The organism is Kitasatospora sp. NPDC094019, assembly GCF_044764505.1.
In the GTDB taxonomy this organism is placed as follows: domain Bacteria; phylum Actinomycetota; class Actinomycetes; order Streptomycetales; family Streptomycetaceae; genus Kitasatospora.
The window spans coordinates 121,177-147,636 of record NZ_JBIWIF010000016.1; the positions used below are offsets into that span (position 1 = coordinate 121,177).

The following is a 26,460-nucleotide window of genomic DNA, read 5'->3' on the forward strand; positions in this document are numbered from 1 at the left end:
CGCCGGGCCCGTTCCACCGGCCCGGGCCGCTGCCGCCCCGGGGCCCCTGACCGCTCCACCCGCCGACTGCCGCGCCCGCAGGCCGGCCGGTCCGGCACGACCGTCCCGTCCCGACCCCGACTGATCACGACTGATCCCGACCCGTCCCGCCGGGCCCGCCACCACCCCCGGCGGGTCCCGGTCCGGGGCAGGGCCCCACATGGCCCGCCCCGATCCACCGAACCGAATCAACAACCCGACACAACCTGGGAGTTGCCCATGTTCGCACTCTCCTCTTCGCAGGAGATCGTCTGGCTGCACGAGCAGATGCAGCCCGGCAGTCGTGCCTACAACTTCACCGCCGCCCTCGATCTCTGGGGGCCGCTCGACACCGACGCGCTCCGGGCCGGCCTCACCGCCGTGCTCGCCCATCACCCCGGCCTGCGGCTCGAACTGGTCCACCGGGCCGAGGGGTTGCCGCTCCAGCGGGTCGGCGTCCGGAGCGCGCCGCGGCTGCGCGACAGCGACCTGAGCGCCGAGGCCGACCCCGAGGCCGCGTTCCGGGCCCTGCTGGCCGCCGAGGCCGAGGAGCCGCTGGACACCACCGACGCCCCGCTGCTGCGCTGGCACCTGGTCCGGATCGGCGACGACCACCACCGGCTGATCCACGTCGAGCACCACCTCATTCACGACGGCCACTCGTTCGCGATCCTGCTGCGCGACCTCTTCACCGTCTACCGCGCGCACGTCCTCGGTGAGGCCGACGCCGTCACCCTGCCCGCCGCGCCCTCCTACGAGGAGCACGTGCACGCCGCCGAGGCCGTCCGGGAAGCCGGGCGGGAGCGCGGACTCGCCTTCTGGAAGCAGGAGTTGGCGGACGCCCCGCTCGACCTCGCGCTGCCCGGCCTGGCCCGCCCCGGCGCCCGCCGCCGCCACCGCGGCGGCCAGCTGCGGCAGTCGATCGGCGCCGACCTCGCCGAGCGGCTGCGCGAGCGGGCCAAGGCCGACGGCCACACCCCGTTCTCCACCCTGCTCACCCTCTTCGCCGAACTGCTGCGCCGGCACAGCGGCCACCACGAACTGATGGTCGGCACCGCCGTCGGCAACCGGCCGCCCGGCTTCGAGGGCACCGTCGGGATGTTCGTCAACACCGTGCCGCTGCGCCTGCGGCTGGACCCGGCCGCGCCGGGCACGGAGTCGGTGGACGAGGTGACCGATGTGCTGTTCCGCGCGCTGCCCCACCAGGACGTGCCGGTGCAGGAGTTGACGCGGGCGCTCGGCCGCCACACCACCGGCGCCGACAACCCGCTGTTCAGCGTGATGTTCAGCGCGCACGACGCGCCGCTGCCCGACGTGCAGGCCCCCGGCCTGGAGATCTCGCTCTACGAGGGCTTCAACACCGGCACCACCCGGTTCGACCTCGACCTCGTCCTGCTGCCCGACGACCGCCGGGTGGTCGGCGAGAAGCACGGCACGGCCGGGATGACCCTGGTCTGGGACTACGACGCCGACCTGTTCGGCGAGAGGATCGCCACCCTGCTCTCCGAGCGGCTGCTCGACCTGCTGCGCGGCTACCTCGACGGCCCGGACGCCCTGCTGGCCGACCTCGCGCCGGTCACGACCGGCACCGACCAGGACGCCGCCGCCGACCCCGACCCCGGCACCGCTGCCGGGGCCCTGCCCGAGCCGGCCGACCTGGACCCGGCCGCCGCCCACGACCCCACCGCGCTCGCCCTGCTCGCCGGGTCCGAGCGGCTCACCTACGGCGACCTCGACCGCCGGGTCGGCGAGTTGGTCGCGCGTCTGCGCGCCGCGGGGGTGACCCCCGGGCAGCCGGTCGCCACCGTGCTGCCGCGCGGCGTCGACAGCGTCGTCGCCCTGCTCGCCTGCCTGCGCCATGGCGCGGTGTACGCGCCGCTCTCGGCCGAGGACCCGCAGGCCAGGCTGGCCCTGTTGCTGGAGCGGCTCACCCCGGCCCTGGTGCTGACCACCCGGCAGAGCGCCCTCGCCCTGCCCGCCGACACCGCCCCGGCCCTGCTGGACGGCCCGGCCTTCCCCGGGGCCCGGCCCGCCGCGGTGCTCGACGGCGCCGCCTATGTGATCCACACCTCGGGCTCGACCGGCGTGCCCAAGCCGGTCCTGGTCGGCCGCGCCGCGCTGGCCCGCTACCTGACCGCCGTGACCGCCCGCTACGGTCTCGGCCCGGCCGACCGGGTGCTGCTGTTCGCCCGGCCGTCCTTCGACGTGGCCCTGGAGGAGGTGCTGCCCTCGCTGGTGGCCGGCGCCGCCCTGGTGCTGCCGCAGCGCGAGGTCCCGACCGGGCCCGAGCTGGTCGCGGTGCTGGCCGCCCGCGGCGTCACCGTCGCCAACCTGCCCACCAGCTACGCGCTCGCCGTCCGCGAGGACCTGCGCGAGGCGCTGGCGGACGGCCGCTGGACGCCGCGCCTGCTCGTCCTCGGCGGCGAGCGGCTGCCGGCCCGGGCCCTGCGCGGGCTGACCGAGGGCACCGCCGTCACCGTCCTCAACGCCTACGGCGTCACCGAGGCCACCGTGACCTCCACCGTGCACGAGCTGACCGCCGCCGACCTGGCGCCGGCCGTCGCCGGCGGAGCCGCCGCCGAGGCCGCGGGTACCGAGGGCGCGGACGTCCAGGACCCGGCCGCCGGGGCCGACGGGACCGAGGACACCGCCGAGATCCCGCTCGGCACCGAACTCCCCGGTGTCCGGGTGCACGTCCTGGACACCGGCGGGCAGCCGCTGCCGCCCGGCGCCGTCGGCGAACTCGCCGTCGGCGGAGCGGCCCTGGCCGACGGCTACCTCGGCCTGCCCGAGGTCACCGGGGCCCGCTTCCCGGCCGTCCCGGCCCTCGGCGGCGAGCGCGTCTACCGCACCGGCGACCGGGGCTACCGCGACCTCGACGGGCGGCTGCGCTTCCTCGGCCGCCAGGACAACCAGGTCAAGCTGCGCGGCTTCCGGATCGAGCTGGAGGAGATCGAGGCCGCCGCCTCCGCCGAACTCGGCGGCCGCTCCTGCGCCGTCCTGCTGCACCGGGACGACAGCGCCGGACCGCGTCTGCTCGGCTTCCTCGACGGTGGCCCGCAGCCCGACCAGGCCGCCCTGCACGCGGCCCTGGCCCGCCGGCTGCCCGCCGGGCTCGTCCCGGCGAGCTGGACCGCGCTCGACACCATGCCGCTGCTGCCCGGCGGCAAGCCGGACCGGGCGGCGCTCGCCCGGCTGGCCGCCGAGGCGCCCGTGGCCGCCCCGCCGGAGGCGGCGCCGTCGGCCTTCACCGACCCCGCCGAGCTGCTGATCGCCGAGGCGTGGCGGGAGGTGCTCGGTCACGACCGGTTCGCCCCGGACTCGCACTTCTTCGAGGTCGGCGGCCACTCGCTGCTCGCCGCCCGGCTCGCCGCCTGGCTGGAGCCGCGCCTCGGCAACCGGCCCCCGCTGCGCACCCTCTTCCAGCACCCCGTCCTGGCCGACCAGGCCCGCGCCCTGACCGGAGCCCAGCAGTGACCCTCACCGCCCCCGGCCGCACCGCCGCCCGCCCCGGCTCGGGCTCCGGCCTCTCCGCGCCCTCCGCCGTCCTGGAGGCCGAGCACCGCGAACTCGTGGCCGCCTTCGAGAGTTTCGTCCGCCGTGAACTCGAACCGCTCGCCGCCGAGCTGGCCGAGTCCGGCGAACAGCCGCCGGCCGACCTGCGGACCTACGTCCGCAAGCGCTCCGCCGCCCTCGGCTTCTACGCCGGCGACTACCCGGAGGAACTCGGCGGCTCCGGCATGCCGTTCACCGCCGTCGTGCTGCTCCACCACGCCGCCGGGCGCAGCGGCTGCCCGCTCGCCCCCTACGCGCTGGCCGGCTCCGACGGTCCCAGCCCGCTGCTGCGGCACGGCACCCCCGAACAGATCGAGCGCCACCTGGTCCCGCTGGTCCGGGGCGAGCGAACCCGCTGCCTCGCGCTCACCGAACCCCAGGCCGGCTCGGACGCGTTCCGGCTCACCACCACCGCCGTCCGCGACGGCGACGGCTGGCTGCTGAACGGCCGCAAGACCTTCGTCAGCAACGCCGAGCACGCCGACCTCGCGCTCGTGGTCGCCGCCACCGACCTCGGCGACGGCGCCGGTCCGACCGCCGGCGCCACCGCCTTCGTGCTCCCGATGGACCACCCCGGGCTGCGCATCGGCCAGCGCTACGAGGGCATGTCGGGGGAGCCGCTGTTCGAGCTGGTGCTCGACCGGCTGCACGCCCCGGCCGCCTCGGTGATCGGTGGCGAGGACGGCATCGGCGCCGCCACCGGGCTCGCCATGGACAGCCTCTCCCGGGGCCGGCTGGTGGTCGCCGCGATGTGCGACGGCATCGCCGAGCACGCGCTGCGGCTCGGCGTCGAGTACGCCCGCGAGCGGCAGGCGTTCGGGCATCCGATCGGCGACTACCAGCACATCCAGGACCACCTGGTCCGCACCCGGGCCGAGGTCGAGGCCGCCAAGCTGCTCACCCTCGCCTGCGCCCGGCTGGTCGACGAGGGCACCGAGGCGCCCGAGAACGCCGCGCTCGCCAAGCTGACCTCCTCCGAGACCGCCGTCCGGGCCGTCGACCGCGCGCTGCAGGTGCACGGCGCCACGGGCTGGGTGCGGGGCCACCCGCTGGAGTACCTCTACCGCTACGTCCGGATGACCACCATCATCGAAGGGACCTCCGAGGTCCAGAAGGTGATCGTGGCCCGGGCCATGGGCCTGGGCTGACCCGTACCGACCATCCATCGACGTCCGGAGGAACCCGTCATGACCACCATCCAGGACCTGCCCCTGTCCGGCCTGCTGCCCGGCCTCTCCGTCGCCCACGGCCGCCCGCACCGCGACGGCGCCGTGCTCGACCTCTTCACCAGCTGGGCCCGCCGCACCCCGCAGGCGCCCGCGCTGATCGACGGCGGGCTCACCCTGAGCTACGCCGAACTCGACCGCCTCGCCGACGGCATCGCCGGGCAGTTGGCCGGCCGGGTCCGCCCCGGCGACCTGGTCGGCCTCTGCCTCGACCACTCCGCCGCCCTGGTCGCCGCCACCCTGGCCGTCGCCCGGCTCGGCGCCGTCCACCTGCCGCTCGGTCCGCGACCCGGCGAGCGCCGGCTCCGGGCCGTCGCCGAACAGCTGCGCCCCGCCTGCCTGATCGGGGACCCGGCGCTGCTGCCGCCCGCCCACCGGGACGGCCGGCACCACCCGGTCACCGCCCCCGGCGCGACCGGCATCGTGGCCGCCTTCGCCGAGCAGCGCGACGGCGCGGGCGGCGCGGAGGCCGTCCGCGCCCCCAAGGGCACCCAGTACACCGTGCTCACCTCCGGCTCCACCGGGCTGCCGAAGGCCGTCGCCGTGGGCCAGACCGCGCTCGGCGCCCTGCTCACCTGGTACCGCGAACTGACCGGCCTCGGCCCCGGCGACCGGCACAGCCTGCTCATCGGCGTCGCCTTCGACCCGCACCTGATGGAGCTGTGGGCCGGTCTCACCTCGGGCGCGGCGCTCTGCGTCGCCCCCGAGGCCGTCCGCTGGGACCCGGCCGCGCTCACCGACTGGTGGCGCACCGCCGGCATCACGGTCGGCGTGCTGCCCACCCCGCTCGCCGAGCCCGTTCTCGACCGGCCCTGGCCCGCCGACCTGCCGCTGCGCCACCTCACGGTCGGCGGCGACCGGCTGCGCCGCACCCCCGGCCCGGACGTCACGGCGACCGTCCACAACGCCTACGGCCCGGCCGAGGCGACCGTCACCACCACCGTGCACAGCATGGCGCCGGGCGCCGACCACGGCACCGGGGCGCCGCCGATCGGCCGGCCCGTCCCCGGCGCGATCGTCCTGGTCGCCGACGGGAACGGCCGCCCCGTGCCGCGCGGCGAGGCCGGTGAACTGCGGATCGGCGGCCAGGGCCTGGCCATCGGCTACCTCGACCCGGAGCTGACCGCCGAGCGCTTCGTCTCCGCGCCGGACGACCTGGACGGCACCGACCGGGTCTACCGCACCGGTGACCGGGTGCTGATGCGCGAGGACGGGGTGCTGGAGTTCCTCGGCCGACTGGACGACCAGGTCAAGGTCAGCGGCGTGCGGATCGAACCGGCCGAGGTCGAGGCCGCGCTGGAGCGCGACCCCCGGGTGCGGCGCGCGGCCGTGGTCGCCCGCCCGGCCCCGGTGGGCGGCGCCCAGTTGCTGGCCTTCGCCCAGCCCGTGACCGAGGGCGCCCCGGTGGACGGCGCCGAACTGCTGGCGGCGGTGCGGCCCTGGCTGCCCGAGCAGGCGGTGCCGAGTGCGCTGCGGCTGGTCGACGCCTTCCCACTGGACGCCAACGGCAAGATCGACCGGGCCGCGCTGCTCAAGGCGGAGGAGACCGCGGCCCAGCAGGGCGCCGAGGGCTCCGCCGGACCGGCGGCCGACGGGGCCGCCACGCCCACCGAGCGGACGGTGCTCCGGATCTGCGCCGGTCTGCTCGGCCGGTCCGACCTCGACCCCGCCGACAACTTCCTGGACGCGGGCGGGACTTCGGTCACCGCCGCGCGGCTGCTCGCCGCGCTGGAGGAGGAGTTCGGGGTCCGGCTGCGGGCCCCGATGCTGCTGCGCCAGCCTGACCTGCGCGCGCTGGCGCGACTGGTCGACGAGCGCCGTCCGGACGCCGCGGCGGGCTGACCGGCCGCCCCTCCCTCCCGCCCACCGTCGCACGGCGCCCCGGCCCACCGCCGGGGCGCCCGGAAGGCTGACCTCCCATGACTCCCTCCCGCTCCGCCGTCGATCCCGCGTCCGCTTCGGCCGTCGCTCCCGCCACCGTCCCGGCGCTGGTCGCCCGGCAGGCCGCCGAGCGCCCCGAGGCGCTCGCCGTCACCGACGGCACCACCACCCTGACCTACCGCGAACTCGTGACCAACGCCCGCCTGCTGGCCGCCGAGCTGACCGCCCGCGGGGTCGCCCCCGGCAGCGCCGTCGGCGTGCTCTGCGCCCGCGGCAGCCGGATCGCCGTCGCCCACCTCGCCGTCTGGTGGGCCGGCGGCCATGTGCTGCCGCTCGACCCGGCGTACCCGGCCGCGCGCCTCACCGCGATGCTCGACGACGCCGCCGTCCGGCTCACCCTCGGCGACAAGGCGCTGCTCGCCGAACTCGACCTGGCCGAGGACCGCTCGCTGGTGCTCACCGAGACCGGCCCCGCCGGGACCGGTGACGACGAGCGCGGGCCCGGTCCGATCGACCCCGACCCGGCCGCCACCGCCATCGTGTACTTCACCTCCGGCTCCACCGGGCGCCCCAAGGGCGTCCTGGTGCCGCACCACGCCGTCACCGGGCTGGTCACCGCCGCCGACGGGGTCGTGCTGCGGCCCGGCGACCGGATGCTGGTCCGCACCTCGGCCGGCTTCGACCTCTCGACCCTGGAACTCTGGGGTCCGCTGGCCAACGGCGCCGCGCTCGCCGTGCCGACCGCCGAACGCCCCAGCGCGGAGGAACTCGCCCGCGACGTCGAGCGGTTCGGCGTCACCCACGCCGTGCTGGCCACCGCCCTGTTCCACCAGCTCGCCGCGCGCGGCTCCCGGATCTTCGGCGTGCTGCGGCACGTGGTCGTCGGCGGCGAGGCGCTCGCCGCCGAGCACGCCGGTGCCGTGCTGCGCACCTACCCCTGGCTGGAACTGGTCAACGGCTACGGCCCGACCGAGGCCACCACCTTCGCCACCCTGCACCGCGTCCGGCCCGCCGACTGCGCGGGCCCGGTGCCGATCGGCCGCCCGTTCGGCGGCACCGGCGCCGCCGTCCTCGACCAGGACCGCCGCCCGGTCCCGGACGGCACCCGCGGCGAACTCTGGCTCACCGGGCGGCTGGCGCTCGGCTACCTCGGGCGGCCCGAGCTGACGGCCGAGCGGTTCGTCGAACTCCCCGGCCTGGGCCGGGCGTACGGTACCGGGGACCTGGTCTCCCGGCGGCCGGACGGCACCCTCGACTTCCACGGCCGCCTCGACGACCAGGTGAAGCTTCGGGGCTACCGGATCGAGCCGGGCGAGGTGGAGCACGTGCTGCGCGGACTGCCCGAGGTCGCCGAGGCGGCCGTGGTGCTGCGTCGCGCCGGGCACGAGGACGCCGCGCTCACCGCCTTCGTGGTCGGCGCCGAGGGCGCCCGCCCGGCGCCCGAGTCGCTGCGCCGGCAGCTCGCCGACCGCCTCCCGGCCCATCTGGTGCCGACCGCCTGGACGGTGCTGGACACCCTGCCGCTCACCGGCAGCGGCAAGGTCGACCGCCGCGCGCTGGCCGCCGGGGACGGGCCGGCCGAGGCCGCCGGGCCCGAGGTCGGACCCGTGGCCGGACCTGTGGCGGAGTCCGCGGCCCTCGGGCCGATCGAGCAGGTCGTCGCGGCTGCCTGGTCGCGCGCCCTGGAGGTCGAAGTGACCACCCCCGAAGCGGAGTTCTTCGCCCTCGGCGGCCATTCGCTGCTCGCCATGTGGGTGGTCGACGACCTCCGTGAGGACCTGGGCGTCGAGCTGCCGCTCGGTGACTTCCTGAACCGTCCCACGGTGGCCGGCCAGGCCGCCCTGATCGAACGAGCCCTGCTCGCGGCCGATTCCACCGGGTCGACCGAACCCACCCGGACGGCCGGGCCCGACCTCGTGACCGCCGGCGCCCACGCCCAGGAGTCCGCCCGATGACCGCCCCGATCGACCAGGCCGAACTGCTCCGCCGGGCCCGCGGCCGCAGCAGGACGCCCGCGCCCGGCGCTCCGGCCGCCGGACCGGTTCCGCGCGGCACCGCCCCCGGCCCGGCCCCGCTGTCCCACGCCCAGCAGCGGATGTGGCTGATGGACCGGCTCGGCCAGGGCGGCCCCCGCTACCACGTCCCGCTCGCCACCCGGCTGCGCGGCCCGCTGGACCGGGAGGCCCTCGCCGCCGCCCTGACCGGCCTCACCGCCCGTCACCACATCCTGCGCACCCGGTACGGACACCTGGACGAGCGGCCCCACCAGGAGGTCGCGCCGCCCGCCCCGGTGCCGCTGCCGGTCCGGGACGCCACCCCGGAGGGGGCCGCCGCCCTGCTGTCGGCCGAGGCGGCCCGCCCGTTCGACCTCGCCACCGGCCCCGTCCTGCGCGCGCTGCTGCTGCGGCACGCCCCGGACGACCACACCCTGCTCCTGGCGCTCCATCACATCGCCGTCGACGGCGGCTCGTTGCCCGTCCTCGCCGAAGAACTCGGCGCCCTGTACGCGGCCGCCGCCGGGGGCCGCCCGGCCGGACTGCCCGAACCGGAGCTCCAGTACGCCGACTACGCCCGCTGGGAGCGCGCCCGCGACGACCGGCTCGGCGCGGCGGCCACCGCCCGGGCCGACCGGCTCGCAGGCGCCGTTCCGCTGCCGCTGCTGCGCCCCGTCCCGCCCGGCACCCCCGAGCGCCGCGCCGTCCTGCACAGCGCGCCGCTCACCGCCGACACCCTGGACGGACTGCGCCGACTCGGCGCCCGGCACGGCGCGACCGCGTTCACCGTGGTCCTGACCGCCGCCTTCGCGGCCCTGCGCGCCGCCACCGGCGGCTCCGACCTGGTGCTCGGCTGCGCCGGCGGCCACCGCTCCCGGCCCGAACTGCGGCGGCTGATCGGCCTCCAGGTCAACACCCTGCCGGTCCGGGCCCGGCTGCCCGAGCCCGACGGCGACCCGGCCTTCAGCGAGCTGCTGGCCACCGTCCGCACCGCGCTGCTGGACGCCCAGGAGCACCACGAGGTGCCCTTCGACCTGGTCGTGGAGCGCCTCGGCGCCGCCGCCCGCGGCGCCGACGGGACGCCGCTGCTCGCCGTCAGCTGCGACCTGGTCCACCCGGCCGAGCCGCTGAAGCTGCCGGGCCTCGACGCCGAGGCGGTGGAGGTCGACCTCGGGCTCGCCAAGTTCGGCCTGACCCTGCTGGTCGAGGACGGCCCGAGCCCGCGCTGCCTGCTCCAGCACGACCCGGCGGCCCTGGACGGGGCCACCGCGGGCCGGCTGCACGCCGTCTTCGCCGCGCTGCTGACGGCCGTCGCCGCCGACGCCGACCGCCCGCTGTCCCATCTCCCGGGCGAGCGGCTCCCCGGCGAGTCGCTCAACGACGATCTGCCCCACGGCGATTCTCCCGAGGGCGAGTTGCCCGACGGCGAGCGCTTCCCCGGCGCGGCCGGGCCGGCGGAGGGCCCCGACCGCCACCCCGCCGTGGCCGCCCTGCTCGCCGACCCCCGGGTCACCGACGCCGCCCTGCACCTCGCCGAGCACGGCCCCGCCCTCGCCTACGCGAGCGTCACCGGCCCGGTCGCCCCCAGCGGCGCCGAGCTGCGCGCCGCCCTGCGCCGCGGGCTGGCGGAGCCCGGCGCGCTGCCGCTCGCCGTCACCCTGCTGGACCGCATCCCGCGCCGCCCCGACGGCACCCTCGACCCGGCCCGGCTCCCCGGCGCCCCCACCGCCCACCTGGACGCCGTGCGCGACGTCTTCGCCGAACTGCTCGGCCCCCGGCCGGGCGCCGAGGACGACTTCTTCGGCCTCGGCGGCCACTCCCTGGTGGCCGTGCAGTTGGCGGAGCGCCTCCGCGCCCGCCTGGGCCTGCCGCTGACCGGACTGGACGTGCTGGAGCGCCGGACCCCGCGCGCCCTGGCCACCCTGCTGGCCGAACGCGCCGCCGAACGCGGCAGCGGCGCCCGGCGCCCCGCCTCCGGCACCCGGGCCACCCCCGTCACCCGGTCCGGGACGGTGCTGCTCACCGGCGCCAGCGGCGGCGTCGGCGCCGCCCTGCTCCAGGAACTCGTGGCCCAGGGCCGCCCCGTGCGCGCCCTGGTCCGCCCCGAGTCGGCCCATCTGGTGGCCGGGTCCGGGGTGGAGGTCGCCGAGGGGGACCTCGCCGACCGGGAGAGCCTGCGCCGGGCGGTCGAGGGCGCGGAGACCGTGATCCACGCCGCCTGCACCTTCACCGAGCACGCCGTCGACCTCGCCGCCATGCGGACCCTGGTCGAGGGCTGGCGCGGCACCGGCGGGTTCGTCTTCGTCAGCAGCATCGACGCCTACGGCCGGCCGGAAGCCGGGGAGGTCCCCGAGGGCGGCCCCTCGGCCGGGCCGCTCACCCCCTACGGGCGGGCCAAGCTCGACTGCGAGCGGATCCTGCTGGACGCCGCCCCGTCGGCCCGAGGCCCGGTCGCCGTGGTCCGCTCACCGATCGTCTGGGGCCCGCACCGGCGGCTGCGCGACCAGCTCCGCTGGGGCGCCACCGGCGCGCTCTACCAGTCCGCGCTGGCCGGCCGTCCGATCCTGCTGCCGGAGCCCGCGGCCGGGTGGGCCGGGGCCAGTTGGGTGCACTCGGCCGCCCTGGCCCGGGCCGTGACGGCGAGCCTCGGCCGGGCGCCCGGCCGGATCGTCAACGCCGTCACGGGCCATGTCTCCTGGGCCGAGTTCAGCGCCGAACTGGTCCGGCTGCTCGGCTCGTCCAGCACCGTCGGGTACGGACCGGAGGCCGAGGCCGAGCTGCTGCGCCCCTGGCACTACCGGGCCGACGCGCTGGCCGGGCCGCTGACGCCGGAGCCCGGCGAGGACTGGCGCGCCGTGCTCGCCGCGATGACGGCGCGGACCGCCGGGGCGCACTGACGCCACAGCCCGCCGGAAGGCACCGGCGGCGCCACGAGCCGCCCGCACGAGCGGACACCCCGGGGCCCGAGGCCCGCGGGGTGTCCGCTCGACGTGTCACCGGCGCGCGCTCAGCCGCGGCGCTCCCAGCGGTAGAACTCGCGCGCCATCGCGTCCTTCGGCCCTCGCCAGGTGGCCGGGTCGTACGCCTGGACGTAGGTGGTCAGCGCGTCGCTGACGGCACGGAACTCGGGATGGCCGACCACCTGGGCGACGGCCGGTCCGGGCGGTCGGTCCGCCTCGATGAGGTGCAGGTACACGTCGCCGAACTGGAACAGGCTGCGCCCGGTGACGCCGATCAGGTGGGGGAGCTCACCCCGGTTGTCGGAGTCGGCGAAGACCTCGGCGATGCCGGTGGCCGCGTCGGGCTTCATCCGGGCGACGATCAGGGCGCGGTGGATCCGCGCGGTCGGGTGCTCGGTCGCGGGGGACGTCATGGCTCAGACCTCCGCGGCCTTCTTCTCGACCTTCTCGCGGATCAGCTGCATCTGGATCCGGGAGTTGCGGTTGATGTGGTTGACCATGCCGTCGTCGTCGACGGGCGCGGTGGGCTTCATCGCGAAGTCCTGCACCCAGCGCATCCGGGTGCCGGCCGGCACCTCCGAGTACTCCCAGTGGATGTCCATGAACTCGAACGGGCCGGGTTCGACCCGCCGGGCCCGCACCGCGAGCGAGGGGCGGTCGGTGGTGCGCTCGGAGACCCAGCTCCAGACCTTGCCGTCGTCGTCCGGGTGCATGGTCAGCCGGAAGGTCACCCGGTCGCCGTCGCGCTCCAGCACCTCGACCGAGGCGTACTCGCTGAACAGCTGCGGCCAGTTCTCCAGATCGTTGGTGATCTCCCAGACCAGGTCGAGCGGGGCCGCGATGACGATCTCGTTGTCCGTGTGTCCGGGCATCTCAGGCACCCGCCTTCGCGGTCACGGCGGAGTTCACCAGGGCCAGGAACTCGGCCGGGGTCCTGGCCGACTCCGCGCCGTTGGTGACCTTCACCCCGTGCCGGTTCTCCAGCTCGCCGACCACGCCGAGCAGGCCGAGGGAGTCCACGCCGAACTCGTCGAAATCGGCGCCGGGCCGCTCCAGTTCGACCGGGTCGATCTCGACGCCGGCCCTGGCCCGGATGAGCTCCGCGAGTTGTGGATAGTTGAGGGTGTTGCTCACGGGGGTGTCCCTTCGTAGCGAGCTGGTGGTTGAGCGGTGGAGCGTGGGGCGGGCCGTGGGCGGGCGGAACGGCGGCGGGGTCAGTCCGGTTCGCCGCGCCGCAGCACCAGCGCCGAGTTGGAGCCCATCAGCCCGCGGCTGAGCACCAGGGCGGTGCGCAGTTCGGCCGGGCGGGCGCGGCCGGTCACCAGGGCCAGGTCGTGGGCGACCTCGGTGACGTTCGGGGTGGGCGGCAGGACGCCGTCCTCCATGGCGAGCACGGCGGCGACCGTGTCCAGCGGCGGGGCGCCGCAGTAGGCCCGCCCGGTACCGGACTTGGGGGCGGTGACCGGGACCCGCTCGGCGTAGGGGCCGAGCGCGTCGGCCAGCGCGAGCGCCTCGGCGCGGTCCGCGGCCGGGACGCCGAGGGCGTCGGCGAAGACCACGTCCACCTCCTCCGGCGAGATCCGGGCCCGGTCGAGGGCGATCCGGATCGCCGCCGCCAGGCCCTCGCGGGACTCCGTCCAGCGGGAGGCGCCGGTGAAGGTGGCGCCGTGCCCGGCGATGTACGCCCGGACGGCGGCGCCGCGCCGACGGGCGGTGGCCTCGTCCTCCAGCAGCAGCATCGCGCCGCCCTCGGCGGGGGCGAAGCCGGCCGCGTCGGGGGAGAACGGCAGGTAGGCGCGGTCGGGCCGGTCGGCCAGGCTCAGTTCGGGGTAGCCGAGCTGGCAGACCATCGAGTACGGGGCGAGCGGGGCCTCGGCGGCACCGACCACCACCGCGTCGGTGCCGTGCGCGACGGACCGGGCGGCGTGCGCGATCGCGTCCAGTCCGCCGGCCTCGTCGCTGGCCACCACCCCGCACGGGCCCTTGTAGCCGCCGCGGATCGACACCTGACCGGTGCTGGCCGCGTAGAACCAGGCGATGGACTGGTAGGGGCCGACGAACTGCGGCCCCTTGCCCCACAGTTGCTGGAGCTCGCCCTGGCCGAACTCGCCGCCGCCGGAGCCGGCCGCGGTCACCACACCGACCGCGTAGGGGCGGTCGGGATCGGCGAGGAATCCGGCGTCCGCCACCGCCTGGTCGGCGGCGGCCATCGCGTAGTGCGTGAACCGGTCGGTCTGCACCAGGTGGCGGCTGTCGATGACGGCCTGCGGTTCGAAGTCCCGCACCTGGCCCGCGACGCGCAGCGGGAGGTTCTCGCAGCCCTCACGTGATATCCGGTCGAGGACGCTCACGCCCTGCCGGGTCGCCTTCCAGAAGGCATCGGCCCCGACGCCGTTCGGCGCCACCACGCCCAGGCCGGTGATCACCGCCCGGCGTTCCTGTTGACGTGACGTCATGGATCTCACCCCGTTCTCGTGAGCACGACGGCGGACTGGAATCCGCCGAAGCCGCTGCCGACCGAGAGGATGTGGCGCAGCGGCGTCTCCCGGGCGGTGCGCGGCACGTAGTCCAGGTCGCACTCCGGGTCGGGTGTCTCGTAGTTGGCGGTCGGCGGCACCACGCCGCGGTCCAGGGCGAGGGTGCAGGCGACCACCTCGATCGCGCCGATCGCGCCGAGCGAGTGCCCGACCATCGACTTGATCGAGCTCATCGGCGTCCGGTAGGCGTGCTCGCCGAGCGAGCGCTTCACGGCGGCCGTCTCGTGCCGGTCGTTCTGCTTGGTGCCCGAGCCGTGCGCGTTGACGTAGTCGACGTCGGTGCGGTCGACCCGGGCGTGGCCGAGCGCGTGGTCGATCGCCCGGGACATCTCCAGCCCCTCCTGGGTGAGGCCGGTCATGTGGTAGGCGTTGCCGAAGGTGGCGAAGCCCCCGATCTCGCCGTAGATCCGGGCGCCGCGCCGCCGGGCGTGCTCCAGTTCCTCCAGGACCAGGACGGCGCCGCCCTCACCGAGCACGAAGCCGTCCCGGTGGGCGTCGAACGGCCGGGAGGCGTGTGCCGGATCGTCGTTGCGTTCGCTGGTGGCCTTGATGGCGTCGAAGCAGGCGACGGTGATCGGTGAGATCGGCGAGTCCGAGGCCCCGGTGATGCAGATGTCGGCCCGGCCGTCCTCGACGGTCTGGAAGGCGTAGCCGATGGCGTCCAGGCCGGAGGTGCAGCCGGTGGAGACGGTCTGCACCGGTCCGTGGGCGCCGGTCCGCTCGGCGACCGCCGAGGCGAGCGTGCTGGGCGCGAAGGCCCGGTGCAGCTGCGGTTCGGCCAGCCGGTGGTCGACGTCCCAGCGGGCGCCACCGGCGCTGACCAGGGCGTAGTCGTGCTCCAGCCGGGTGGTGCCGCCGACGGCGGTGCCGAGCGAGACGCCGATCCGCCACGGGTCCTCGGCGGCCAGGTCGAGTCCGGCGTCGGTGATCGCCTCGTCCGCCGCCACCATCGCGAACTGGACGTAGCGGTCGGCCCGTTGGACGTCCTCCGGGCCGAGCCCGTGCGCCGCCGGGTCGAAGTCGCACTCGGCGGCGATCCGGGAGCGGAACCCGGCGGGGTCGAAGAGCGTGATGCCGCGGGTCGCCGTCCGCCCGGCGGTCAGGAGGTCCCAGAACGCCGGGACCCCGACCCCACCGGGCGCGACCACGCCGATTCCGGTGACGGCGACCCGTCGGCGGCTCACGAAGCCACCTTGGCGTGTTCCGGCGGCCCGGCGTTGACCGCCGCCCCGGTCTCCTCGGTGTCCACGTGGCCCAGCTCGGGGCGCGGTGCCAGCGGGCCGAGGTGGAAGACCATCTTGGCCACGGTGTCGCCGACGTTGCGGAACCGGTGGCGCATGTTGATCGGGATCATCAGCCCCTGTTCGGGCCTGAGGATCCGGGTCTCCCCGTCCAGGTCCACTTCGAGGTCGCCGGTGACGACGAAGACGAACTCCTCGGAGTACGGGTGGTAGTGCTCGCCGATCCGCTCGCCGGGCTCGACGATGGCCAGCCCCATGAACCCGCTGGTGGCGCCGCAGGTGGCCGGGGTGAGCATGGCGCGCAGGTCGCCGCCGCGCCGGCGGTTCTCCGGGGCCTCGGAGACGTTGACGATCCGTGGGTACTGCGTGGACATGGTTTCTTCCTTCTTGCCGGGTGTTCTGCCGGGGGAGCTTCCGTGTTCTTCCGGGCCGGGTCCGGTCGGACGTCTTCTGGGCCGACGCTCCGTCAGGAGTCCTGCGAGGTACGGTCGGTGACCGGGTTCATGGCGCGCGCGGCGAGGAAGGCGCGCAGTCCGGCGTCGGTCCGCAGGTCGACCTCGGGGCCGAGGTCGAGCAGCCGGCCGAGGACGGCGGCCTCGCGCTCGCCGGCGATGCCGAGCGCCGCCGCCGGGTCCGCCTCCGGCGGCACCCGCAGGTCGACCAGCCGGACCACCACGTCGTCCCGGTGGAAGACGGTGCTGGTCGCGACCGGGCCGGTCGGGTCGACGGTGGCGAGTTCGTCGTAGTCGGCGAGCAGGTCGGTGACCGCCTGGCCGTTGCCGGGCTTCACCGGGTACAGCACGGCGTGCCGGTGCGGTCGGCCGGCGGCCGGGGTGCCGGCGACGGCCTGGTTCTCGGCGGGCAGCGCGGCCCGGGCGAAGAAGGCGCGGGCCGCCTGCGGGTCGCCGAGCTGGCGGGCCTCCTCCAGGTGCGGGTTGATCGCCTCCTCGACGGCACGCACCTCGGGCTGCATGGCGACGTGCCGCAGCGCGTCGCCGAGGCTGCCGATCACCTCGACCGCGCGGACGACGCGGTTGCCGTGCATGAACAGGGAGGTGCGGCGCAGGCGGGTGGTCCCGTCGACGTCGGCCCGGGGGGAGGCGTAGCCGGACAGGATCCGGGCCACCTCGGGCTCGGTGCCGGGCTTCACGGTGAAGGTGAGCGCGTGCCGGACCACGCCGTCCGGGCCGGGGTCGGCCTTGGGCGGGCCGACCTGGCCGGCCGGGGCGGTGCGCGGCAGGTCGGCCGGCACCTCGATCGGGGCCCCGGTGCCGGTGGCGCCGGCGGCGGAGGTCTCGCGGAGGATCGTGTAGCGCATCGAGCGGAAGGTGTCGCTGACGCAACCGTGCATCGGCTTGACCATCTCGCGGTGGGCCGGGCTGTCGACCCACTCCAGGAAGGTGTCCTGGTCCTCCCACTCGCTGGTGATGAGCCACTGCCGGGGGTCGTTGATGGACTGGCAGAGCTGGTCGCTGACGTGGCCGGGCACGGAGGCGACCTGGTGGCGCAGCTGCTCGTAGACGTCCATGAAGCGCTGCTGGGCGCCGTCCTGGATCTCCAGCATCAGCACCACCCGCAGCCGGGTGTCGGAGGCGGAGTGCTGCCGCGCGGGCGGTTCGGACAGAGTCGTCATGATCCACTTTCTGCTTCTGGGGCCGCACGCGTCGGGGGCCGCGTGCGGCGGCTCCGGAGCCGGAGGAGCTGGGCGGCCTCCGGCGGGGGGAGGGGCGCCGAGGTGGCGTCGGCCACCAGGTCTGAGGTCGATCGTGCGCGGTGCTCCCGGGTGGCGCGAGCCATGCGGGCCATCCGGGCGACGAAGCGCCAGAACGGACCCGGAGCGGGGGACGGTAGGACCGGGCCGCCGTGTCCGCGGGCCCCTCCGAGAGTCCCGCCGAGCCCCGCATTCGGCCCAGAACTCCCGTACAGGCTGGAGCAATTGATGAATCCGAAGGTGGACGACCGAGTGCCGGTCCTGATCGTCGGCGGCTCGCTGGTCGGGCTGTCGGCCGCGCTCTTCCTGGGCCGACTGGGTGTCAGGCACCTGCTGGTCGAGAAGCACGCCGACACCTCGCGTCACCCGCGTGGCCGAGGCAACAACGTCCGGACGATGGAGCTGTACCGGGTGGCCGGCATCGAGGCGGCGATCCGCGAGGCGGCGTCCGTGCTGGCCCCGAACCACGGCATCCTGCAGGCCCCGTCCCTGACCGGCGAGGAACAGGAGTGGCTGTTCCGCGACATCGACCCGGGCGGGCGGCTGGCCCGGTTCAGCCCCAGCTCCTGGTGCCTGTGCAGCCAGAACGACCTGGAGCCGGTGCTGCGCCGCGCCGCCCGCGACCTGGGCGCCGACATCCGCTTCGGCACCGAGCTGCTCTCGTTCGAGCAGGACGAGGAGGGCGTGACGGCGCTGCTGCGCAGTCGGGAGACGGGGGAGGAGCGGACCGTCCGGGCGCAGTACCTGGTCGCGGCGGACGGCCCGCGCAGCCCGGCCCGCACCGCGCTGGGCATCGGTCAGAGCGGCAAGGGCGAGCTGTTCCACAACGTCAGCATCACCTTCCGGGCGAAGCGGCTGGCCGAGGCGGTCGGCGACCGCCACTTCATCGCCTGCTACCTGACCAACCCGGAGGCGGACGGCGCCCTGCTGCCGGTCGACAACCGGGAGGAGTGGGTGTTCCACGCGCCGTGGCACCCGGAGCACGGCGAGCCGCTGGAGGCGTTCACGGACGAGCGCTGCGCCCGCCACATCCGGGCCGCCGTCGGGATGCCGGAGCTCGACGTCGAGGTGACCGGCCGGGCGCCGTGGCACGCCGCCGAGCGGGTGGCCGAGAGCTACTCCTCCGGCCGGGTCTTCCTGGCCGGGGACTCGGCCCACGAGATGTCCCCGACCGGGGCGTTCGGTTCCAACACCGGCATCCAGGACGCGCACAACCTGGCCTGGAAGCTCGCCGCGGTGCTCTGCGGCTGGGCCGGTCCCGGCCTGCTGGACACCTACGGGCAGGAGCGCCGCCCGGTGGCGCGGGTGACCGGCGAGCGGGCCTCGGCCCGTTCCGCCGAGCACAGCCACCCGGGCTACGCGGTGGTGCCGGGCGTCGGCCGGCAGGCCGGAGTGCTGGCGGTGGCGCTCGGCTACCGCTACCGGCAGGGCGCGGTGACCGGGACCGACCCGGGGGGCCCGGTGGTCCCGGAGGCGTTCGAGTCGGCGGGCGAGCCGGGCAGCCGGGCGCCGCACCAGTGGCTGCTGCGGGCCGGGGTCCGGCTCTCCACCCTCGACCTGTACGAGCAGACCATGGTGCTGCTGACGGGATCGGCGGGAGCTGCCTGGCAGGAGGGCGCCCGCCGGGCGGCGGACCGGCTGGCCGTCCCGCTGGAGGCGCTCCGGATCGGCGCGGACGCGGAGGACGACCTGGCCCCCGAGCCGGGCGAGGACTTCGCGGCCCTGCACGGCATCGGCCCGGACGGCGCCGTCCTGGTCCGCCCGGACGGCTTCGTGGCCTGGCGCTCGGAGGGTGCCGCGGGTGCCGACGCCGGAGACCCCGCCGAGATCGTCGAGGGGGCGCTGCGCGAGGTGCTCTCGCTGTAGCCCGGCCGGCCCGGCGGGACGGGCCCGCCGGTACGCACCGGCGGGCCCGTCCCGCACGGGGAGACCCGGGCCGGGGGCGGGCGGACCGGCCTCGCGGCGGAGCGACCGGTCGAACGGGGCCCCGGTCCGTGGTCGCGCCGGACCGGGACGTTCCGACGCGAGGACATCGGTCGGAGCGCGCCGGAACACCGCTGCGTGGCGTGCCGGGAGCCGCCGCGCGGCCGCCTAGCCTGGAGCGATGACCGACCGCCAGGCCGGGCCGCGTCCGCCGGTCCGCTACCGACCGCTGTCCCCGCTGCGCGAGCACCTGCGCGAGTCGTTCTGGTTCGCCCCGCTGCTCGCCTGCCTCGCCGCCGTGCTGCTGGCCGGGCTGGCCGCCGAACTCGACGAGGCGGTGGTGAGTCGGAGCGTGGCCGAGACCGGTTCGGTGGAGGAGCTGCTGCGCTTCAACAGTGCCGCCAAGTCCGTCGTCTCCACCGTGAGTTCGGCGATGCTGACGTTCATCGGCGTGGTCTTCTCGATCTCGCTGGTGTCGCTGCAGATGGCCGCCAGCCAGTTCTCCCCGCGGGTGCTGCGGCTCTACGTCCGCAGCCGGCTGACCAAGGCCACCTTCTCGGTCTGCCTGGCCACCTTCCTCTTCGCGCTGCTGGTCCAGTTCAGCTACGACGACTCCACCGACCCGGCGAAGCTGACCTCCGTCCCGGTCTTCTCCAGCGTGGTCGCCGTGCTCCTGGTCGTGCTCAGCCTCGGCCTCTTCGTGCTCTACGTGCAGGCCACCCTTCGGCTGCTGCGTGTCCCGCACGTGATCGACCGGGTCGCGGGCGAGTCGATCACCGTGCTGCTGCAGTACCGGCTGATGCCGGCCGAACCCGCGCCGCCGGCGGTGCCCGACGACGCGTACACCCTGCTCCACGAGGGCCGCCCCGGGGTGCTGCGGGACGTGAACATCCGGCGGCTGCTGCGGATCGCCCGCAAGCACGACGCGGTGCTGCACCTGGTGCCGAGGATCGGCGACTTCATCGCTCCCGGGACCCCGATCGTCCGGGTGGCCGGCGAGGGCCCGCCGCGCTCGCGGCGGATCGCCCAGGCGCTCAACGTCGGTGTCGACCGCACCATGCACCAGGACCTGAGCTTCGGCTTCCGCCAGCTCGTGGACATCGCGATCCGCGCGCTCTCGCCCGCCGTCAACGACCCGACCACCGCCGTGCAGGCCGTCGACCGGATCCACCAGCTGCTCGCGATGCTCCTCCACGAGAGCTTCGGCGACCTCTGCCACCGCGACCGGCAGGGTGCGGTCCGGCTGGTCGAACCGGTGCCGGGCTGGTCGAGCATCGTCGACCTCGCCTTCACCGAGATCCGCCTCTGCGGCGCGGGCCACCCCCAGGTGACCCGGCGGCTGGCCGCCGCGCTGGAGGACCTGCTGCGGATCGCGCCGGAGCCGCGCCGGCCCGAACTCGTGGACCAGCAGGAGTTGTTGGTCCGCGCGGTGACCCGGGAGCAGGGCGACCCCGAGGTCCTGGCCTTCGCCCTGCGCCCGGACCGGCAGGGCATCGGCTGATCTGTCCCTGGGGGACGCCGCGATCCGGGGATGCCCGGACCCGGGGCCCCGGGTGCACCGGCCCGGGCCCCCGGGGGTTCTCAGGGCACCGGCCGCAGGGCGGGCCGGCCCGGCACGAGGGCGCGGAGCACCAGGTCCACGTGGACGTGGGCCGCGCCCGCCCGGAGCAGCGCGGCCGAGACGGCGCGTAACTCCTCCGGTCCGGTACAGGCGAGCCGGAGTTCGAGATCGGCGTCCCCGGCCAGGGCCAACCCGCTCTGCACGGCGGGGAGTTCGGCGACCAGACGGTCGAAGTCGAGTGGGACGGGCCCGAAGCTCACCCGGGCCAGGGCCTGGAGCGGCCGGGCCGGCTCCGGCCGGGGCGCCCCGGGGAGCAGATGGAGTGCGCTCACCGGTGCTGGAGCCGTGCGCCGGGCCGGGTGGCGGGGCGCCCGGCGGTCCCGGTGGAGGGACCGCCGGGGCCGGTCTCCCGGTCGGTGCCGGTCCGGCCGACTGCGTCCGGGGTGGTGGTCGGGCCGGTCGGGGCGACGACCGGCGCGGCGACCAGTCGCGGGTCCAGGACGAGCTCGTCGACGCCGAGCGGCGAGGTGAGCGCCCGCAGCGCCGGTTCGCCGAGCTCGACGGCGGCCTGCTCCGGGCCGAGCAGCTCGGCGAGCGCGTCCGCGGAGCTGAAGCCGACGGCGCAGCGGCGCCCGTCGCGCAGCCGGAAGAGGCGGAGGGAGGTGGTCCGTCCGGTGACGGTGACCGGGACGTGCCAGACGACGAAGCGGGCCATGCGGGTGCTCCCGAGTGGTGGAGAGGGGCCTGCCGGAACTGCACCTCCGACGCTAGGACCGCCGTGGCCGGACGGAGAACCTTCCTGACGCAGCGTTGACCGAATGCAGCGCCGCGTTGACGAAGTCCTGACGGTCGGGCACACCGCTCACCGGACGGGCTTCCCTATCCTTCCCTATCGCTCCCTGTCTCATGGTAGTTTGCGTAACGAAGCGACGGAGTCAAGGAGGCGGCCGATGCCGGAGCACCCCCCGGAGTACTTCTCGGTCGAGCAGGTTGCCGAACTGCTCGGCCTGCACGTCCGGACGGTCCGCGGGTACGTCCGCGACGGCCGGCTGCGGGCCACCAGGATCGGCAAGCAGTACCGGATCGCCCGCCGCGACTTCGACTCCTTCGCCGGTGGACCCGACCCCGACCCCGGTACTGGTCCCGCCGCCGGTCCGGGCGGTGCCCCCGGGATCGAAGCCCCGCCGCCGCCCGCCCCGGGGCCGCTGCACGCCGAGGCGTCCGCCGTGGTGCAGATCGACGGCATCGGCCTCCGGGAGGCCGCCCGGCTGTCGAACACCCTGCTCGCGGCCGTCTCCGGCCCGCGGGGCGGGGGCGTGCCGCTGCGGATCGAGACGCTGCACAACGAGGAGCGCTCGACCCTCAAGGTGATCGTTCTCGGTGCCCCGGCCGACGCCGCCGAGCTGCTGCTCCTCATCCATGCCCTGACGACGGAGAACCGCCATGTCTGAGTCGCTCCCGGCGCCCGCCGCCGCTCCCGTGCCCGCCCCCGTCGTGGTGCGGCTGTCCGCCGACGGCCCGGTGGTCCGTACCCCGGGCGACGGCATGGACCTCCTCGGCGAGGCGTTCGCCGGGGACGCCGAATGGCTGCTCGTGCCCGCCGCCCGGTTCGGGGCCGAGTTCTTCACCCTGGGCACCCGACTCGCCGGGGAGGTGACCCAGAAGTTCGCCCAGTACCGGGTCGGCCTCGCCGTGGTCGGCGACCTCACCGCGTACACCGGGGCCAGCGGCGCGCTGCGCGACTTCGTACGGGAGAGCAACCGGGGCCGCCAGCTGTGGTTCCTCGCCGACGAGGCCGAGTTCGACGCCCGGATCGACGCGTTGACCGGCGCCCGGAACGGTGCCCCGGACACTGCCTCCCGGTCCACCCCGTGACCCGTTCGGCTTGCCCCGCGACGACATCGGGTCGACCGTGGAGCTGATCCGTGCCGGGGGGAGGTGGAGCGAAGGGCCGGTCACGAGATATCTTGACGTCAAGACGTTGGAGACGTGAAGCGGAGTACCGATGACTGACTCGACCATCATCTATACGCACACCGACGAGGCGCCTGCCCTGGCAACGTACTCGTTCCTGCCGGTCGTCCAGGCGTACGCCTCGACCGCGGGCGTGAAGGTGGAGACGCGCGACATCTCCCTCGCCGGGCGGATCATCGCGAGCTTCCCGGAGCGTCTGACCGAGGACCAGCGGATCGGCGACGCCCTCGCCGAGTTGGGCGCCCTCGCCAAGACCCCGGGTGCCAACATCATCAAGCTGCCGAACATCTCGGCCTCGATCCCGCAGCTCAAGGCCGCCGTGGCCGAGCTGCAGGCGCAGGGCTACGCGCTGCCGGACTACCCGGACGACCCGCGGACCGACGAGGACAAGGACGTCCGCGCCCGTTACGACAAGGTCAAGGGCAGCGCCGTCAACCCGGTCCTGCGCGAGGGCAACTCCGACCGCCGCGCCCCCGCGTCGGTCAAGAACTACGCCAAGACCCACCCGCACCGCATGGGCGCCTGGTCGGCCGACTCCAGGACCAATGTCGCCACCATGGGCGTGAACGACTTCCGTTCCACCGAGAAGTCGACCGTGATCGGCGAGGCCGGCGCGCTGCGCATCGAGCTGGTCGCCGAGGACGGCGCCACCACCGTGCTGCGCGAGTCGGTCCCGGTGCTGGCCGGCGAGGTCGTGGACGCCTCGGTCATGCGGGCCGCCGCGCTGAACGAGTTCCTGGCCGCGCAGGTCGCCCGCGCCAAGGCCGAGGGCGTGCTCTTCTCGGTCCACCTCAAGGCCACCATGATGAAGGTCTCGGACCCGATCGTCTTCGGCCACGTGGTCCGGGCGTTCTTCCCGCAGACCTTCGCCAGCTACGGCGAGGCGCTCGCCGCCGCCGGCCTGAACCCGAACAACGGTCTCGGCGGCATCCTGGCCGGCCTCGACAAGCTGGCGAACGGCGCCGAGATCAAGGCGTCCTTCGAGGCCGAGCTGGCCGCCGGTCCGGCCCTCGCCATGGTCGACTCGGACAAGGGCATCACCAACCTGCACGTGCCGAGCGACGTCATCGTCGACGCCTCGATGCCGGCCATGATCCGCACCTCCGGCCACATGTGGGGCCCGGACGGCCAGGAGGCCGACACCCTGGCCGTGCTGCCGGACAGCAGCTACGCCGGTGTCTACCAGGCCGTCATCGACGACTGCCGCGCGAACGGCGCCCTGGACCCGGCCACCATCGGCTCGGTCCCGAACGTCGGCCTGATGGCCCAGGCGGCCGAGGAGTACGGCAGCCACGACAAGACCTTCGAGATCGCCGCCGCCGGTACCGTCCGCCTGGTCGACGCCGCCACCGGCGAGGTCGTCCTGGAGCAGGCCGTCCAGCCGGGCGACATCTTCCGCGCCTGCCAGACCAAGGACCTGCCGATCCGCGACTGGGTGAAGCTGGCCGTCACCCGTGCCCGGGTCAGCGGCGACCCGGCCGTGTTCTGGCTGGACGCGACCCGCGCCCACGACGCCGTGCTGATCGAGAAGGTCAAGGCGTACCTGCCGGAGCACGACACCAACGGTCTGCAGATCGAGATCCTGGCCCCGGTCGAGGCCACCACCTTCTCGCTGGAGCGCATCCGCCGCGGCGAGAACACCATCTCGGTCACCGGCAACGTGCTGCGCGACTACCTGACCGACCTGTTCCCGATCCTGGAGCTGGGCACCAGCGCCAAGATGCTGTCGGTCGTCCCGCTGATGAACGGCGGCGGCCTGTTCGAGACCGGCGCCGGCGGCTCCGCCCCGAAGCACGTCCAGCAGCTGGTCAAGGAGAACTACCTGCGCTGGGACAGCCTGGGCGAGTTCTTCGCGCTGGCCGCCAGCTTCGAGCACCTGGCCCGCACCACCGGCAACGCCCGCGCCCAGGTGCTGGCCGACACGCTGGACCGCGCCACCGGTACCTTCCTCAACGAGGACAAGTCGCCGAGCCGCCGCCTCGGTGGCATCGACAACCGCGGCAGCCACTTCTACCTGGCCATGTACTGGGCCCAGGAGCTGGCCGGCCAGACCGAGGACGCCGACCTGGCCGAGTCCTTCGCTGGCCTGGCCAAGTCGCTGACCGAGCAGGAGCAGGTCATCGTCGAGGAGCTCGTCGCCGTGCAGGGCTCCGCGGTCGAGCTCGGCGGCTACTTCCAGCCGGACCCGGCCAAGGCCGCGGCCGTGATGCGTCCCTCGAAGACGCTCAACGAGGCGATCGCCAACCTCGGCTGATTCCGCCCGCACCGCGCGCGACCCGGGAGGCCCCGGGGTCCGGAACCACGGACCCCGGGGCCTCCCGGCGTTCCACCGCCCGGGGGAACCCGGGGTGCGGCGGGGCCTCGACGGGGGCTTCAGTGCCCCTCGCCGTCCGGGCGGGCCTGCCGGGGGAGCAGGAAGGCGATCAGGAAGGCCGCCGCGAGCAGCGCGGCGACCAGCCCGTACGTCCGGCCGGCGGCGGCTCCGAAGCCGTCCGTGCCGGCCCAGCCGAAGAACGCGGTGCCGAGCAGGGCGACGCCCATCGAGCCGCCGAGCTGCTGCTGGGCGTTGAGGACACCGGCGGCGGAGCCGGTCTCCGACTCCTCGACCCCGGCGAGCGCGATGTCGAAGAACGGGGCCATGATCAGGCCGAGGCCGAGGCCGGCCAGGGCGAGCGACGGCGCCAGCTGCCAGGAGGAGAGGCCGTCGGCGCCGCCCGCGGTGGCCCACAGGCCGAGCGCGCCCGCGGCGGCCAGGACCATGCCGAGGTGCAGCACCCGGCGGCCGTAGCGGGGGGCCAGCAGGGCGCCGGAGAGCACGGCGCCGACGACCACGCCGATCGAGAGCGGGATCATCGACAGTCCGGCGTGCAGCGGCGTCCAGCCGAGGCCGAGCTGGAGGTGGAGGGTGAAGACCAGCATCAGGCCGGAGAGGGCGGCGAAGAACACCAGCCCGGTGGCGAGCGCCGAGACGAAGGCCCGCTTGGCGAAGAGCGAGGGCTCGATCAGCGGGGTGCCGCCGCGCCGCAGGACACCGCGCTGCTGGACGGTGAAGAGCCAGACCGTCGGGACCGAGGCGGCCATCGAGAGGAAGGTCCACAGCGGCCAGCCGAGCTCGCGGCCCTGCACCAGCGGGTAGACCAGCAGCAGCACGGCCAGGCCGAGCATGAGCACGCCGACCGGGTCGATCCGGCCCGGGCGGGTGTCGGTGGGGTCGCCGGCGGCGGTAGCGGTGGAGGCGCGGTCGGCGGGCAGGATCCGCCCGGCGGCGAACACGGTGAGCAGGCCCACCGGCAGGTTGATCAGGAAGACCGCCCGCCAGCCGAGCCCGAACCAGTCGGCCCCGGTGAGGTAGCCGCCGAGGGTCGGGCCGAGCACCGAGGAGAGCCCGAGGACCGGGCCGAACAGGCCCAGGGCGGCGCCGAGCTGCCCGGGCGGGAACATCCCCCTGATCAGGCCGAGCCCCTGCGGGATGAGCAGCGCCGCGAACAGGCCCTGCACGGTGCGGGCGGCGACCAGGGTGTCCGCGCCGGGCGCGGCCGCGCAGAGCGCCGAGGCGAGGGTGAAGCCGGCCGCGCCGAGGACGAACAGGCGCTTGCGGCCGAAGAGGTCGCCGAGCCGGCCGCCGGTGATCAGCAGCACGGCGAAGGCGAGCGTGTAGGACGCGGTGATCCACTGGATCTGGGCGTCACTGCCGCCGAGGTCCTGCCGGACGGCGGGTGCGGCGACGCCGACGATCGTGGTGTCGAGGAGGTCCATCACCTCGGCGGCGAGGATGACGGCGAGTCCCGCCCAGCGCAGCCGGTAGCCGGCGGACGGCGTTCCGGTGGGCGCGGGTGGGGCGATCTGACTGGTCATGGGGAGGTCTCCGGAGCGAGAGCC

At 75.4% G+C, this 26,460-nt stretch carries 20 protein-coding genes; 10 read left to right on the forward strand and 10 right to left on the reverse strand.

Annotated features, from left to right (window positions below):
* The first annotated feature begins 258 nt into the window (after window positions 1-258).
* From ACIQ9P_RS29820 to ACIQ9P_RS29840, 5 genes are all read left to right on the forward strand, one after another.
* Complete coding sequence (locus tag ACIQ9P_RS29820; RefSeq protein WP_402362834.1) at window positions 259-3,495, forward strand: condensation domain-containing protein; 3,237 nt, start codon at window positions 259-261, stop codon at window positions 3,493-3,495.
* The gene (locus ACIQ9P_RS29825) at window positions 3,492-4,721 is read left to right on the forward strand and encodes an acyl-CoA dehydrogenase family protein (protein ID WP_402362837.1); all 1,230 of its coding nucleotides are present in this window, start codon (window positions 3,492-3,494) and stop codon (window positions 4,719-4,721) included. The genes ACIQ9P_RS29820 and ACIQ9P_RS29825 overlap by 4 nt, the downstream gene beginning before the upstream one ends.
* 39 nt (window positions 4,722-4,760) lie before the next feature.
* On the forward strand, window positions 4,761-6,641 hold the full coding sequence (locus tag ACIQ9P_RS29830; RefSeq protein WP_402362840.1) for a non-ribosomal peptide synthetase: 1,881 nt from the start codon (window positions 4,761-4,763) through the stop codon (window positions 6,639-6,641).
* Window positions 6,642-6,718: 77 nt separating this feature from the next.
* Window positions 6,719-8,635, forward strand: a complete 1,917-nt coding sequence (locus ACIQ9P_RS29835; RefSeq protein ID WP_402362844.1) for an amino acid adenylation domain-containing protein — start codon at window positions 6,719-6,721, stop codon at window positions 8,633-8,635.
* A complete protein-coding gene (locus ACIQ9P_RS29840) occupies window positions 8,632-11,571 on the forward strand; it encodes a condensation domain-containing protein (protein WP_402362847.1) in 2,940 nt (979 codons plus the stop codon). The genes ACIQ9P_RS29835 and ACIQ9P_RS29840 overlap by 4 nt, the downstream gene beginning before the upstream one ends.
* 110 nt (window positions 11,572-11,681) lie before the next feature.
* Here ACIQ9P_RS29840 and ACIQ9P_RS29845 read toward each other — a convergent pair whose 3' ends face one another.
* The 7 genes from ACIQ9P_RS29845 to ACIQ9P_RS29875 all read right to left on the reverse strand — a co-directional run bounded on the left by ACIQ9P_RS29845 (window position 11,682) and on the right by ACIQ9P_RS29875 (window position 17,045).
* On the reverse strand, window positions 11,682-12,011 hold the full coding sequence (locus ACIQ9P_RS29845; RefSeq protein ID WP_045944736.1) for a TcmI family type II polyketide cyclase: 330 nt from the start codon (window positions 12,009-12,011) through the stop codon (window positions 11,682-11,684).
* Window positions 12,012-12,050: 39 nt separating this feature from the next.
* Entirely contained in the window at window positions 12,051-12,506 is a 456-nt protein-coding gene (locus ACIQ9P_RS29850) for an SRPBCC family protein (RefSeq protein WP_402362849.1), read from the reverse strand.
* Window position 12,507: 1 nt separating this feature from the next.
* A complete protein-coding gene (locus ACIQ9P_RS29855) occupies window positions 12,508-12,768 on the reverse strand; it encodes an acyl carrier protein (RefSeq protein WP_402362852.1) in 261 nt (86 codons plus the stop codon).
* 80 nt (window positions 12,769-12,848) lie between these two features.
* A complete protein-coding gene (locus tag ACIQ9P_RS29860) occupies window positions 12,849-14,090 on the reverse strand; it encodes a beta-ketoacyl synthase N-terminal-like domain-containing protein (RefSeq protein WP_402362855.1) in 1,242 nt (413 codons plus the stop codon).
* A gap of 5 nt (window positions 14,091-14,095) precedes the next feature.
* On the reverse strand, window positions 14,096-15,355 hold the full coding sequence (locus ACIQ9P_RS29865) for a beta-ketoacyl-[acyl-carrier-protein] synthase family protein (protein ID WP_402362857.1): 1,260 nt from the start codon (window positions 15,353-15,355) through the stop codon (window positions 14,096-14,098).
* Window positions 15,352-15,786, reverse strand: a complete 435-nt coding sequence (locus ACIQ9P_RS29870; protein WP_402362860.1) for a cupin domain-containing protein — start codon at window positions 15,784-15,786, stop codon at window positions 15,352-15,354. The genes ACIQ9P_RS29865 and ACIQ9P_RS29870 overlap by 4 nt, the downstream gene beginning before the upstream one ends.
* 92 nt (window positions 15,787-15,878) lie before the next feature.
* Window positions 15,879-17,045, reverse strand: a complete 1,167-nt coding sequence (locus tag ACIQ9P_RS29875) for a SchA/CurD-like domain-containing protein (protein WP_402362863.1) — start codon at window positions 17,043-17,045, stop codon at window positions 15,879-15,881.
* 306 nt (window positions 17,046-17,351) lie between these two features.
* Here ACIQ9P_RS29875 and ACIQ9P_RS29880 point away from each other — a divergent pair, with 306 nt between their 5' ends.
* Both ACIQ9P_RS29880 and ACIQ9P_RS29885 read left to right on the forward strand, forming a co-directional pair.
* On the forward strand, window positions 17,352-18,989 hold the full coding sequence (locus ACIQ9P_RS29880) for an FAD-dependent oxidoreductase (protein ID WP_402362865.1): 1,638 nt from the start codon (window positions 17,352-17,354) through the stop codon (window positions 18,987-18,989).
* 238 nt (window positions 18,990-19,227) lie between these two features.
* On the forward strand, window positions 19,228-20,547 hold the full coding sequence (locus ACIQ9P_RS29885; protein WP_402362867.1) for a DUF2254 domain-containing protein: 1,320 nt from the start codon (window positions 19,228-19,230) through the stop codon (window positions 20,545-20,547).
* A gap of 80 nt (window positions 20,548-20,627) precedes the next feature.
* On the opposite strand, the gene ACIQ9P_RS29890 is transcribed toward ACIQ9P_RS29885, so the two are convergent.
* Entirely contained in the window at window positions 20,628-20,939 is a 312-nt protein-coding gene (locus ACIQ9P_RS29890) for a hypothetical protein (RefSeq protein ID WP_402362871.1), read from the reverse strand.
* Window positions 20,936-21,322 carry an SAV_915 family protein gene (locus ACIQ9P_RS29895; protein WP_402362874.1) on the reverse strand — a complete coding sequence of 129 codons (387 nt, stop codon included), beginning with the start codon at window positions 21,320-21,322 and terminating at the stop codon, window positions 20,936-20,938. The genes ACIQ9P_RS29890 and ACIQ9P_RS29895 overlap by 4 nt, the downstream gene beginning before the upstream one ends.
* A gap of 235 nt (window positions 21,323-21,557) precedes the next feature.
* Between ACIQ9P_RS29895 and ACIQ9P_RS29900 the strand changes: the two genes are divergently transcribed.
* The 3 genes from ACIQ9P_RS29900 (at window position 21,558) to ACIQ9P_RS29910 (ending at window position 24,835) form a co-directional block, all read left to right on the forward strand.
* Window positions 21,558-22,058 carry a helix-turn-helix domain-containing protein gene (locus ACIQ9P_RS29900; protein ID WP_402362876.1) on the forward strand — a complete coding sequence of 167 codons (501 nt, stop codon included), beginning with the start codon at window positions 21,558-21,560 and terminating at the stop codon, window positions 22,056-22,058.
* Window positions 22,051-22,482, forward strand: a complete 432-nt coding sequence (locus tag ACIQ9P_RS29905) for a DUF4180 domain-containing protein (RefSeq protein ID WP_402362879.1) — start codon at window positions 22,051-22,053, stop codon at window positions 22,480-22,482. The genes ACIQ9P_RS29900 and ACIQ9P_RS29905 overlap by 8 nt, the downstream gene beginning before the upstream one ends.
* Before the next feature lie 130 nt (window positions 22,483-22,612).
* On the forward strand, window positions 22,613-24,835 hold the full coding sequence (locus ACIQ9P_RS29910) for an NADP-dependent isocitrate dehydrogenase (RefSeq protein ID WP_402362882.1): 2,223 nt from the start codon (window positions 22,613-22,615) through the stop codon (window positions 24,833-24,835).
* Between the two features lie 119 nt (window positions 24,836-24,954).
* Here ACIQ9P_RS29910 and ACIQ9P_RS29915 read toward each other — a convergent pair whose 3' ends face one another.
* Window positions 24,955-26,436, reverse strand: a complete 1,482-nt coding sequence (locus ACIQ9P_RS29915; RefSeq protein ID WP_402362885.1) for an MFS transporter — start codon at window positions 26,434-26,436, stop codon at window positions 24,955-24,957.
* Window positions 26,437-26,460: the final 24 nt, after the last annotated feature.